At 59.2% G+C, this 12,615-nt stretch carries 12 protein-coding genes; all 12 read left to right on the top strand.

The window, feature by feature from the left end:
• The first annotated feature begins 37 nt into the window (after positions 1 to 37).
• The 12 genes from M2421_RS20980 to M2421_RS02495 all read left to right on the top strand — a co-directional run bounded on the left by M2421_RS20980 (position 38) and on the right by M2421_RS02495 (position 11,662).
• Positions 38 to 1,012, top strand: a complete 975-nt coding sequence (locus M2421_RS20980; protein ID WP_310439200.1) for a transglycosylase SLT domain-containing protein — start codon at positions 38 to 40, stop codon at positions 1,010 to 1,012.
• A 79-nt stretch (positions 1,013 to 1,091) separates the two neighbouring features.
• Entirely contained in the window at positions 1,092 to 1,466 is a 375-nt protein-coding gene (locus M2421_RS02545; protein ID WP_259203024.1) for a TrbC/VirB2 family protein, read from the top strand.
• Entirely contained in the window at positions 1,459 to 1,773 is a 315-nt protein-coding gene (locus M2421_RS02540; protein WP_259203023.1) for a VirB3 family type IV secretion system protein, read from the top strand. Before M2421_RS02545 ends, M2421_RS02540 begins: the two co-directional genes overlap by 8 nt.
• Positions 1,774 to 1,777: 4 nt before the next feature.
• Positions 1,778 to 4,246 (top strand): VirB4 family type IV secretion/conjugal transfer ATPase, encoded by a 2,469-nt coding sequence (locus M2421_RS02535; protein ID WP_259203022.1) that lies wholly within the window; start codon positions 1,778 to 1,780, stop codon positions 4,244 to 4,246.
• Between the two features lie 53 nt (positions 4,247 to 4,299).
• Positions 4,300 to 5,064: a hypothetical protein gene (locus M2421_RS02530; protein WP_259203021.1), complete on the top strand. Its 765-nt coding sequence runs from the start codon at positions 4,300 to 4,302 to the stop codon at positions 5,062 to 5,064.
• Positions 5,065 to 5,082: 18 nt separating this feature from the next.
• Positions 5,083 to 6,117: a type IV secretion system protein gene (locus tag M2421_RS02525; RefSeq protein ID WP_259203018.1), complete on the top strand. Its 1,035-nt coding sequence runs from the start codon at positions 5,083 to 5,085 to the stop codon at positions 6,115 to 6,117.
• A gap of 57 nt (positions 6,118 to 6,174) precedes the next feature.
• Positions 6,175 to 6,621, top strand: a complete 447-nt coding sequence (locus M2421_RS02520) for a DUF4189 domain-containing protein (protein WP_259203017.1) — start codon at positions 6,175 to 6,177, stop codon at positions 6,619 to 6,621.
• 325 nt (positions 6,622 to 6,946) lie between these two features.
• Positions 6,947 to 7,405, top strand: coding sequence for a DUF4189 domain-containing protein (locus M2421_RS02515; RefSeq protein ID WP_259203016.1), 459 nt, complete (start codon positions 6,947 to 6,949; stop codon positions 7,403 to 7,405).
• A 2,038-nt stretch (positions 7,406 to 9,443) separates the two neighbouring features.
• A complete protein-coding gene (locus M2421_RS02510) occupies positions 9,444 to 9,890 on the top strand; it encodes a DUF4189 domain-containing protein (protein ID WP_259203015.1) in 447 nt (148 codons plus the stop codon).
• 144 nt (positions 9,891 to 10,034) lie between these two features.
• Complete coding sequence (locus M2421_RS02505) at positions 10,035 to 10,328, top strand: hypothetical protein (protein ID WP_259203014.1); 294 nt, start codon at positions 10,035 to 10,037, stop codon at positions 10,326 to 10,328.
• A gap of 15 nt (positions 10,329 to 10,343) precedes the next feature.
• Entirely contained in the window at positions 10,344 to 10,802 is a 459-nt protein-coding gene (locus M2421_RS02500; RefSeq protein ID WP_259203013.1) for a DUF4189 domain-containing protein, read from the top strand.
• A 398-nt stretch (positions 10,803 to 11,200) separates the two neighbouring features.
• A complete protein-coding gene (locus M2421_RS02495; RefSeq protein WP_259203012.1) occupies positions 11,201 to 11,662 on the top strand; it encodes a DUF4189 domain-containing protein in 462 nt (153 codons plus the stop codon).
• Positions 11,663 to 12,615: the final 953 nt, after the last annotated feature.

The following is a 12,615-nucleotide window of genomic DNA, read 5'->3' as shown; positions in this document are numbered from 1 at the left end:
CCCGGGTTGCGCGCACCACTGGAAGGAGGGGCTCCTGATGTTGCCAGGTCTTGAGTTGGCGGCATGCACCGAACTGGCCGTGCCGGCAGAGGTCATGCACCACGTCGTCCGCGTGGAATCGTCCTTCAATCCCTATGCCATCGGCGTCGTCGGTGGCCGGCTGGCGCGCCAGCCCAAAAACCTCGGCGAAGCTCTGTCCACGACCAAGATGCTGGAACGCGAGGGCTACAACTTCTCGCTGGGGCTGGCCCAGGTCAACCGCTACAACCTGCAGAAGCAGGGGCTGGACAGCTATGAGAAGGCCTTCAGCATGTGCCCGAACCTGCAGGCGGGCTCGCGCATCCTGGCCGAGTGCTACAGCCGTTCCAAGCAGGACTGGGGCAAGGCCTTCAGCTGCTACTACTCCGGCAACTTCACCACCGGCTATCGGCACGGCTACGTGGACAAGGTCATGACCTCCTGGCGCGGCTCGGTCGCCGCCGCCGGCGGTGCCATCCCGGTCATCCGCAATCGCGGCGGCAGCGCGCCGGTCACCCGGATCCAGGTGCCGGTGGAGCCGGCGGCCAGCCGCGTGTTGCGCCGGATCGAGGAAGCCGCGCTGAGCGGGGCCGGGATCGCGCCGGCCACCCGCAGCAGCGGGTACTCGGCGGCGGCCGGCCAGGTTTATCCCTCGTCCCAGGCCAGTTCGGTCTATCCGACCTCCACCGCCAACGGCGTCTATCCGACCTCCAACGCGCAGTCCGTGTACCCGGCCACGGCCGTGCCCGCGCGGCGTGCCGCAGGGCAGGGCGGCACCGGCCCCGAGGCCGCGCTCCAGGCCATTCTGGCCGGCGCACAGGGTTCCGAAGACGCGCCGGTCCTGCTCCAACCCAGTGGTGCGCCCCCGGTTTCACAACCGGCCGGTGCGCCGCCCGCTACGCTGCCCTCGGGGGCGGCGGGGCGACGCTCACCGATTTCGAACCAGACACCGGCCGCGGGAGTCCCTGAAAGGGATGCCGCGTTGGTGTTCTAGGTCGATTTCGACTCCGGCCGATGCCCGGCCTTGTAGTAAAGCGCAGTTCTCTCCTTCCACAACCACGGGGATTCAACCCATGAAGATCGAAGCCAAGCGTCACCTCTCCACCATCGCCCGCCGGGTCTCCTCGGCCACCGCTGCAGCCACCCTGTTCGCGCTGCCGCTGATCGCCATGGCACAGGACGGCAGCGGTGCGACCGGCAGCGTCACCAAGTTCTTCGCAAACGTCAACGGCATCCTCAACGTCGCCTCGATCGCGGTCGTGACCATCGCGGTGATCTTCGCCGGCTACCAGATCGCCTTCGCCCACAAGCGCATCGCCGACGTGGCACCGGTCCTGATCGGCGGCTTCCTGATCGGCGCCGCCGCCCAGATCGCCAAGATGCTGCTGCCGGCCGATGTGACCTCCACCGCCATGGTCATCGCGGAATCCCTGCTGAAGTATGCGTAAGAACGCGCTATTTCGCGGTTGCACACGCCCGGCCATGTTCATGGGGGTGCCGTATCTCCCCTTTGCCATGGCAGCGGGCGCGTGCATTCTTTGCACGTTCTACTTCAACATGTTTTTCCTGCTGCTGCTGCCGGTGATCATCATGGTCATGCGGCAGATGGCCCGTCGGGACGAAATGATCTTCCGCCTGCTGGGGCTGCGGCTGCAGTTCCGCTTCAGGGCCAGGAACATCAAGCACCATAACGGCATGTGGGTGTTCACACCCAACAGCTACCGCAAGTCGCTCGAAGAATCCTCCACGGACTAGTCCAATGCTGGCGCCAGATACCCCGATCGCCGATTTCATCCCGCTGTCTTCGCACGTGTCACCGCAGGTCGTGAAAACGACGGGCGGCGACTACCTCATCATCTGGCGCCTGGACGGGTTGCCGTTTGTCGGGCGAGAAGAGTGGGAGCTGGAGCACCGGCACAACACCTTCAACCGGATGTTGCAGACGCTGCGTGCGCCGGATTTCGTGAACGTCGCGTTCTGGGTGCACGACATCCGTCGACGCGGTCGGGTGGAGCTGCGCAGTTCGTACGAGCATGTGTTCAACCAGCAGCTGTCGGATGAGTACTTCCAGCGGCTCTCGTCTGAAAAGATCATGCAGAACGAGCTGTACCTGACCATGCTCTACCGGCCGATCGTGTCCGGCAAGCGGTTCGTGGAGAAATCCGCGGATGTCTCGCGGCTGCAGTCCGAAGAGGACCAGGCCGTGGGCAAGATCATGGAGCTGGCCGGCAACGTGGAAGCGGTGCTGAAGGACTATGCACCGGTCCAGTTGGGCATGTACGAGGAAAAGAACGGCGTGGTGTTCTCGGAGGTGCTGAGCTTCCTCGGCTACCTGCTGAACCGGGTCGAAGAGCCGGTGCCCGTCCTGCGGGCACCGGTCTACGACTACCTGCCGGTCTCGCGCCACATGTTCTCGGCGCGCTCGGGCGATTTCGTGATCAACACCCCGAGCGGCAAGAACCACTACGGCGCCATCCTCAACATCAAGGAATACACGGATGCCACCTATCCGGGCATCCTGAACAACCTGAAGTACCTGGATTTCGAGTACGTCATCACCCATTCCTTCAGCCCGATGGGCCGCCAGGATGCGCTCAAGATCCTCGAGCGCACCAAGGGCATGATGATTTCCTCCGGAGACAAGGCAGTCAGCCAGATCTCCGAAATGGATTACGCCATGGACCAGGTGGCGTCCGGCAACTTCGTGCTGGGCGAGTACCACTTCATCCTGACGCTGTACGCCGACGACCAGAAGTCGCTGTCGGTCAACCTGGCAACGGCCCGCGCCGAGCTGTCCAACGCCGGTTTCGTCTCGGCCAAGGAAGACCTCGCGGTCTGTTCCTCGTTCTACTCGCAGCTGCCGGGCAACTGGAAGTACCGCACGCGCGTGGCCAACGTAAGTTCGCTGAACTTCCTGGGCCTGTCGCCGCTGCACAACTTCGCCACCGGCAAGCGCGACAACAACCCGTGGGGCCAGTGCCTGACCGTGCTGCAGACCACCAACGGGCAGCCGTACTACTTCAATTTCCATGCCACCCACCCGGCCGAGAATTCGCTGGGTGAGAAGGCGATCGGCAACACGATGGTGATCGGCAAGTCCGGTACCGGTAAGACCGCGTTGATCAACTTCCTGCTCAGCCAGGTGCAGAAGTACGATCCGTCGCCGACCATCTTCTTCTTCGACAAGGACCGCGGCGCCGAGATCTTCGTGCGCGCCTGCGGCGGCAACTACCTGGCGCTGGACAACGGCGAGCCTACCGGCTTCAACCCGTTCCAGTGCGAGAACACCGACGCCAACGTGCAGTTCCTCGGCGACCTGGTCAAGGAGCTGGCCGGCAAGGTCACCTATTCGGCACGCGAAGAAGAGGACATCTTCCGCGCGGTGGAAAGCATGCTGGACATGCCGATGCAGTATCGGACCATGACCAACTTCCAGAAGAGCCTGCCCAACATGGGCGACGACGGCCTGTATGCGCGCATGCGCAAGTGGACCGCCGGCAACACGCTGGGCTGGGTCTTCGACAACCCGGTCGACATCATCGACCTGGAAAAGGCCAACATCATCGGCTTCGATTACACCAATGTGATCGACAACGTCGAAGTGCGCGTGCCGGTCATCAACTACCTCCTGCACCGGCTGGAGGAGCTGATCGACGGTCGCCCGCTGATCTACGTGATGGACGAATTCTGGAAGATCCTCGACGGCGGTGGCGCGCTGAAGGACTTCGCCAAGAACAAGCAGAAGACGATCCGTAAGCAGAACGGCCTGGGCATCTTCGCCACCCAGAGCCCGGAAGATGCGCTGGCCAGCGACATCTCCGCGGCGCTGATCGAACAGACCGCCACATTGATCCTGCTGCCCAACCCCAATGCGTCCCGCGAGGAGTACATGGAGGGGTTGAAGCTGACCGAGGCCGAGTTCGAGGTGGTCGTCAAGCTCGACGAACGCTCGCGCAGCTTCCTGGTCAAGCAGGGCCACGGCTCCACCGTCTGCCAGCTCAACCTGCGCGGCATGGACGACGCCCTGGCGGTCATCTCGGCCAGCACGGACAACATTGAAATCATGGATCGCATCGTGCGCGAGCAGGCCGAGCGACTCGAAATCGACCGATCGGAATTGACCCCGGACCAATGGCTTGAAGCCTTCTATGCAAACCGCAAGGGCTCCGGCCGTGGTGGCAAGACAGGCGGGGAAACTTCTGAACGCAGGCGGGCGGTTACGCGCTGATATACGGCGCGCACTGGCTGTATAACCCAGATAGAGACTAGTGGAGGTGGAAAATGGCATCCCAGGGAAACCGTAATCTTGGTACCGCAAGCAGCTTCGACCAGGCCTGGACCCGCACGTTCGGCGCCGGCCCCGTGCTGCCGAAGGCGAACCGTTGGCTGGTGCTGTCGTTCGCGATTGCTTCTTTGCTTGGCGCAGGTGTCGCCATGGCGGCGTGGGAGGTGAATGACTCCAAGACGCAGGCCAAATTGGACAGCAAGCTCGGCAGCAACGGCACCGTGACCGGACAGCTAAACGACGTCAATACGAAGCTGAGAGTAAGCAAGCGCCAGAACGACGACACGCCTACGATGGTGGCCGAGCCGACTGGCGATGAAAAGCTGGACAAGATCAAGCCCGGCGCAACGGTGATGTCGATGGAGAATCTCTGCGTCAAGGGTGCCGACACCCAACTTGCTACGCACCAGTTGGAGCTGTGCCAGGAGATGGCCAAGACGGAACTGGCGAAGTATCGATTCTCCATGCGCATGTTCGAGCGCTCCAAGGAGAATTACGATCGCCTGAAGAGCATCCAGAACCGTCGCCGACAGTTGTCGGACAACGACTACGCCAACCTGCAGTACAACACCAACGAGTTGTTGGCACTCACCGCGTTGATGGATAACGACCGGGATCGCTACCAGACCTACATGGCCGCCTACGATGCACGGGTTCTGCATATCCAGAATACCCAGGTTGCGTTGACGCGCAACGCGCTCAAGGGCGGCGGTGGCGGTGGCGGCCTGTCTGGTCTGCTCGGCGGCGTACCGTCGCTCTAAAGGATTGGGGAAAATTCTATGCTGCTCTTCGCTATCCCATTCAACCCCTCTGGCTTCGTCCAATGGGCATTCTTCGCCAAGCTGTTCGATCTGGTAAACAAGGAGATGGTGTCGTTCCAGGGCGATATGCTGGGCAGGGCCCAGGGTTGGGTCGGCGGCGTCGCGCTGACCCTGCTGACCTTGTGGGTATTGATGCAGGGATTCATGATCATTACCGGACGCAGTCGTGAATCGCTGATGTCCCTGGTGGTGGGTTCGCTGCGTGCGTTCCTGATCGTCATCGCGGCCACCTCGATGTCCTTCGCTGGCGTTGGATTGACCAAGTTCCTGACCGACACCCTGCCGCAGGAAATTCACCAGGTAGTGACGGGCAAAGATGACAACGTCGAGGATGCGATCGACGAAAACCTGAAGATCATGGGGTTCATCTTCACGCTTATGGATGCCCTCCCGACCATCAAGGACGTGGAGAATACGGGCAAGCAGGCCAACACTTCCGCCCTGATCGGCGTGGGTATCGCTGGCCCCTCGGTGATCGGTGGCGCGATGCTGCTGCTGTACAAGATCGCACTGGTGCTGTTCGTTGGCTTTGCACCGATCTTCATCCTGAGTCTGCTTTTCGAACAGACCAAGGATCTGTTCAAGCGCTGGTTGCTCTACGGGATTGGCACCATGTTCTCTATGGCGGTGCTTTCCTTCATGGTGTCGGTAGCCACCAAGGTTGTTGCGATTTCTGCGGCAGCGATGATTGCCTCGTACTATGCCGCAGCCAACCCAGGCTCCGTAGTCGGTGGCGTAATGGGCGCCTTCGGCTTCGGCCAGGGCATCAGTTCCGCTGCCCTGCAGCAGGGCGGGGTGGGGTTGTTGATGTCGGTGCTCATGGTCATGTCCCCGCCGATGGCCGCGATGTTCTTCAACGGCACGCTTGGTTCATTCGCTGCTAATTCGAGCTTCGGTAACGTTGGGCGCAACAGTAGTGGTCAGCAGTCGGACTTCACGCAGGGTGTCAGCCGCACAGGTAAGAAGCAAGATCAAGACGGCGGTGGAGCGTGATTACTCAGCTGCACTGCACTTGGTTTTTCGCACTCTTAACGGACAGGTGAGGGTCAAATGAAGCTAAAAATCGCCCGCACATTCATGCTTTTGGTTGTACTGGTTCCAATAGTGGCATCAGCACAACAGCCTGGGTCTGTCGAGTACAACACCGTGTACCTCCCTGGTCACGGTGTTGGGGATACTATTCAAAACCAGCCTGTCCGTTGGGGGGCTATCGCTTTCGGCGCTGGCCGCGAGCTTGGCTTTACGGTAAACGCCCGGACGAAAAAAGCGGCGGAGGCTGGTGCGGTTCAAGAATGCAAGGCGAATGGGGGGAAGAATTGCAGAATCCTTAAGGCTTTTTTCAACGGCTGCGCTGTGATTGCTGCTACTCCGACGAAGCTTAGATGGGTTGTCAACGATGTTGATTCAGAGTCCATCGAATCACTTAGAAATTCGGCGATGAGCGCTTGCGGTGCTGAGTGTAAGATTGTGCGCGAAGGTTGCGCGGTGGAGCGCTAGGCTTGGAGTCGGCTCTCTACATCTCGCGGGATTCTCAGCTGCTTCAGGCGAGGTCTGGCGAATGGGCCCTCCACGATGAACGGCTCCCGCCCGAAGAGGCTTATTGATCATCCAGACTAGCTGGGAAGGCGCTGTATCGTGGCGATCAAGTTCGCCAACGTCGACGCCGGGTTGGCGACCAGTAGCGCTTTCCATGCCGTCGCTAGCGCGCCGCCTGTCCCGTAGGCCTGCTTCGAATGTGTCCGTGTATTGGTGGCGGCCTCCTGGTAGGTCAGCGTGAATCGAGCACGTAGCAAAAGTTGCAATGTCATGTAAAGGAAGCGTCATGAAATTCGGACTCAGGCATGTGTTCTCCGCATCTCTTTTGGTGATTGGCTTTGGAGGTGCCGGATCCGCACAACAGCCGGGCTCCGTGCAATACAACACACAGGTACTGCCCGCGAACGGGATTGTCGCTCGTAATGCCTTGCCGGACCGGTGGGGGGCTATTGCGATCGCAATGGATAAAAGTAAACGCTTTGGCTGGAAAGACGACGCGACCAGCAGGGAGGACGCCGAGGCCGGAGCGATCGAGTCGTGCATGGCGACAGGGGGGAGCAAATGTGAGGTGATTGGTAGCTTTGCCAACTCTTGCGCAGCCCTTGCGTTCGGTGCCGACATGTACGGAGTGTCGTATACCGGGTATACGCGGCGAAGTCTCGCCTACACGAAAAAGGACGCTGTAAAACTATGTGGTTTGGAGGATTGCAAGATTGTTCGCTCTGGCTGCACGGTTCCAAACTGATGGCATTGCAGAGTGCTGATTTCAGTTCTTGACCGCTACGTCCCTTGAGCGCTTGACTCGGCCAGAGCCTGCGACAAGTTGATGGCAAGGTGCGGCAGCCTGAAGGCGGGGTAGCGCGCGGAGGCGGCAGCGAAACCTTCCCGTGCGTCGTGAGCGGTCGCATCAGCCCAATTCGAGGGGGTCCAGTGAAGATTGCAGTAGGGTGTGCTTTCCTGGCAGTGCTTTTCGGGCAAATCGCTCCGGCAAACGCCCAGCAGGCAGGTACCGTTGAATACAACACGGTCTACCTTCCAGCACACGGTGTCGGGGACACTCAGCGCCCCAACCCTGGGAATCGTTGGGGTGCAGTAGCCACTGGTAGAGGCGCAGTGCTTGGCTTTATGGTGGGTGCCAAGTCGGAAAGTGAGGCCAAGAGAGCAGCAATCGGTGACTGCGTCGCCGCCGGTGGCAAGGAGTGCTTGGTGGAAGAGACCTTCGTCAATTCCTGCGCCGTCGTTACGATGAATTCCAGCCAGTTCTCCTGGTCTACGGCCGATCCGGCGAAGCATTCGGCGGAATGGCTCAGGACGCGAGCACTTGGCAAGTGCGGAACTGACGACTGCAGGATCATTCGCGAGGGATGCGCCAGTCCCGTGCGCTAATCGCAGTGGCGAGCGGCATTGCGTTCTTGGCGCAGCCGACATCGGCGTATGAGCGATCTACGCCTTTCACTGGAGGACGTTAGGGCCGCTCCTCCGGTCCCAGTGCTCCACATCATCAGGCTTGCTCCGTGCGCGATGCTGCTGTTGCTGGTAGTTGCACTTCTCCCTTGCCGAAAATTCCGAGTGGGCAGTGAGAGGCCGCTTGTGCGCTGCTCAGTCACTGCCCGTTGTACCGATGAGCTTCAGCTTCATTTCGGGTAGCTTCCTCGCCCTACCACATTGGATTGGTGCCCATGGATGCGTCTAATGAGGCGACTTGGCATTTTAACGAAGGCTAATGAGCATGAAGTTGATAAGCAGTCTGTCCGCGTGTTGTCTGTTGGCTACTGCGGTAAGTTCCGTATCTGCACAGCAGCCAGGCTCTGTGCAATACAACACCCAGGTTCTGCCCGCGAACGGAATTGTCGCCCGTAATGCCTCGCCAGATCGGTGGGGGGCTATTGCTATCGCCACGGATAAGAGCGATCACTTGGGCTGGAAAGACGATGGGACCAGCAGGGATCAAGCCGAAGCGAGCGCTCTCGAGTTGTGCAGGTCGGCAGGGGCGACCAAATGCAAAGTGGTAGGTAGTTTTGCCAACTCCTGCGCCGCGCTTGCGTTGGGTCCCGATAGGTACGGAGTGTCGTTTACTGCTGACACGCGGCGAAGCGTTCCTTATACGAAAAAGGAGGCTGTAAGGAAATGTGGCGTGGCAGATTGCAGGATTGTGCGTTCCGGATGCACGATCCCCAACTGAGGCTGACGTATGTTTCGGGCTTCATTTGTCGATTTCGAATTTCTTAGTCTTGGATGCTAGGCTGGCTTGGCTTTGGAGATCCAGAGCCAACTGGGCGATGTGAGGTTCTCGCGCCGTATCTCGCGTCGCAGGGCTTGGCTCGGGCACAGTCAGCACCGATCGCGTGAAAGAACGCATTAAGCGGAAGCACGGGCGCCGGAGTAAAGTCCGATGTGTTCATTCGGTGGCCACTCGCGGGCCTCGCGCTCACTATCCGGTGTGCCGATAGACTCTACCTTCTCATCCGGTAGATGGGTCTTCTGCTTCTTCCAAGGCATTAGATTCGCTGCGGTGTAGAATGACAGGGCGGCCTGTTGATGTCGGTGCTGATAGCCATGTCCGCGTCAATGGCGGTGATGTCTTCCGCCGGCCGTGGGTTGAATTGGGGGTAAATCGATCTTCTGAGGCCGGTGTCTTTACAGAATTGTTCGTTTGTCGGGCTTCACACGTAGCGCACGTTACGGCTGGTGGTGACGATCGCAAGGTAATAGTGAATAAATAGGCGGTGTGGTTCTTATCTCGCCGCGCCTGCAGAGTGCGGCATTGCTCGGAGAATCATTGGGTGAAGAGTTTCAAGCGCGTGTCGATGTTTCTCTTGCTGATGTGCGCGACGGCCTTCGTTGCTGCGCAGCAGCCTGGTTCGGTTGAGTACAACACCGTTTTCCTCCCAGGTCACGGTGTCGGCGACACGACACGGGCAAACTCGGTCGATCGTTGGGGGGCGCTCGCGTCCGGGGATGGAAAGGTGCTTGGCTTTGTCATCGGCACCAGAGAGGAGGCAGAAGCAAAGAAGCTGGCGTTGGCCGACTGCGTTGCCAGTGGCGGGAAGAACTGCAAGGTAGTGACGACGTTTGTTAATGAATGCGTTGCGGTTGCGGCCAAGCCAGGAAAGGCGAACTGGGCCAGTGATGATGCCGGGCCCCAGGTTCTCGATTCGGTCAAGTCGCAAGTTATGAAGATGTGTGGAGATGACTGCAAGATCGTCCGTCAAGGGTGTGCGGAAGCATAAGTTCCGATGCGTGCAGCAGGGCGGGGCTGTTGATGTAGGTACTGATGGCCATGTCCATGCCGATGGCGGCGATGCTCTTCACACAGTTGGGGCGAGGCAGTCTACCGCTCCAGTTCATTCTGCTTATTGTGGGAACGGAATCCAATGAGCCCAAAGGCTGTATGTATTTTCGTCGCCTTTTGCATTTTAAGTCAGATCCTCAATTCTGCATCTGCGCAGCAGCCAGGCTCGGTGCAGTACAACACTCAGGTGCTTCCCGCCAATGGGATCGTCGATCGCCGCCCAGCACCGGAGCGGTGGGGGGCAGTTGTAATCGCAAAGGGCAAGGGTGACGGCTTCGGCTGGACAGACAATGCGACTACACCAGAGGAGGCCGAGGCCGCCGCACTCGAGATGAGGATTGACGTCCGCGAATTCGGTTGGCCATGTGGTCTGTGATTTGAAGGAGGCTCAATGAGCGCGAAGCTGATTAATATTATCTCCACCTGTTCTTTGTTGGTTCTGTCCGTAAATGCCGGATTTGCACAGCAACCAGGATCCGTGCAGTACAACACGCAGGTTTTGCCTGCAAATGGAATTGTCTCTCGAAATGCCTTGCCAGACAGGTGGGGCGCTATTGCGATAGCAACGGATCAGAGTGACCACCTGGGCTGGAAGGACGACGCGACCAGTAAGGAAGAGGCTGAGGCCGCTGCTCTAGAGTTGTGCAGGTTGGCAGGTGCCACCAAATGTAAAGTGGTGGGTAGCTTTGCCAACTCTTGCGCTGCCCTCGCGATCGGCACTGACAGGTACGGAGTGTCGTACACTGGGGTCACGCGCAGAAGTGTCGCCTATACGAAAAAGGACGCTATAAAGCACTGTGGCTTCGAGGATTGCAAGATTGTTCGCTCTGGCTGCACGGTCCCAAACTGATGGCCTACAGGCTGCTGATTCGATTTTATGATGGCTGCGTACCTTGATTGCTTGACTCGGAAGAGCGCAACGGCGGCGATGTTCTTCAACGGCTCACTGGGCTCATTTGCGGCTAATTCCAGCCTCAATAACTTGGGCCGTAACAGCAGTGGTTGGCAGTCTGACCTCAAGCCGGATTTCTCGCTCCGAAAATCTGTCTTCGTCCAACAGCACGTCTCAGTATGGGTCCAGGTACCAGGGCCGGTCGATTGTAGCTCGGGCCGACCGTTGGCTCCGGTCGGCTGGTGAGACCGCGGCGTCGAGTGTAGACGTCCGATAGTAAAATTCTCAGGGCGAATGGCGCCTTGTTCCCCTCAATGGCGGGACCAGCTACCTGGATGAAGTCGAGGACGATGCAAATGAAGATCAAACCAATCCTGCTTGTGGTCGGCTTGGTGTTCATCGCGGCAAACGACTCTGTCGCCCAGCAACCTCAGCCGGGCTCGACCGCATATAACAGCGTTTATTTACCTGCCCACGGCGTGGGTGACACCAAGCGACCGTCTGATATCAAGCGCTGGGGAGCGGCAGCGATAGGGAAGGGCGATGCGTTTGGCTGGGTTTTGGGCGTCGATTCCGCAGAAGCTGCTCAGTCGGCAGCGCTTGCACAATGCCGTTCGAATGAGGGCGCGATTGGTTGTCGTGTGGAACACGTCTTCTTCAACGTTTGTGCGGCCCTTGCGCTAAGTCCTAGCCGCTACGCAGTTTCCAGTTCGAATCCAGAGGAGACGAGCCTTGCAGGGGTGAAAGAGCGCGTGCTCCGTCAATGTGGCAGTGAGTGCAAGATCGTTCGAGAAGGTTGTTCGATGCCAAGCCGGTAAGGGTGATGTACAGCCTGCAGGAGGATTTGGGCGATTGACGTTGAGCCCTTGCTGGGCCCTTGCCAGTGAGTGGGCAGCCCGGCACCGTCGCACACAGCGGCGTCTCTCTGCTCGAAGTTTGATTCGCGGGAGCAAGGCCGCGGCCGACGTCTGTAACTGCGTCGCGGTGTACTACAGATCACCCAGTATGCATTCGCCTCTACGCGTCGTCAGCCAGGATCAGTTTCAACCTCGGCATATCCCTGGAATTCGGCGCCCTAATTCGAGGGCTTGATCACAGATCCACAGGCGAACGTAGGGTAAAGATTCTCAGTTCGAAAGTTTGGTCCGCCCAAGCCTGCTTCGAACGCGTCCGAAGAAGAAGGCCATAGGACGGTGGTGCTCTGGATTGCAGGATTGCTCATTTTGGCTGCCCGGCCTCCAATAGAGACCCAGTCGGTTCCCGGAGCCCGTTGATCGATTTTTGATTTGTCGATCTTGATGGGCTTGGCGCCCTGACTTCAGGTGTTGCAGACTTCTTGTGCGATACTCAGTCCCTGCTCGTTGTACCAAGAAGCTTCAGCGTTCGTCTGTAGCTCGCTCGTACTGCAGGACTGGATTGTCGCCGTGGACGCGTCTGTTGACGCGGTCGGATATTCGAAGGAAGGCTAATGAGCATGAAGTCGATGAAAACTCTATTCGCATGTTGTCTGTTGGCTATGTTCGTGAATTGCGCAAGCGCACAACAGCCAGGCTCCGTTCAATACAACACGCAGGTTCTTCCTGCGAATGGAATCGTCGCCCGAAACGTGCTGCCAGACCGTTGGGCCGGAATTGCGATCGCAAACGATAAAAGCGATCGCTTGGGCTGGATAGACAATGCTGCAACTAAAGAGGATGCCGTGGCCGGGGCGTTGGAGTCGTGCAGGGCGGTGGGAGGAGGTGGGTGCGAGGTAATAGGAACGTTTGCCAAT

Source organism: Stenotrophomonas sp. BIGb0135, from assembly GCF_024810105.1.
Classification (GTDB): Bacteria; Pseudomonadota; Gammaproteobacteria; order Xanthomonadales; family Xanthomonadaceae; genus Stenotrophomonas; species Stenotrophomonas maltophilia_AB.
The sequence above is the reverse complement of the archived record's forward strand: the minus strand, read 5'-3'. Positions and strand labels throughout refer to the sequence as shown.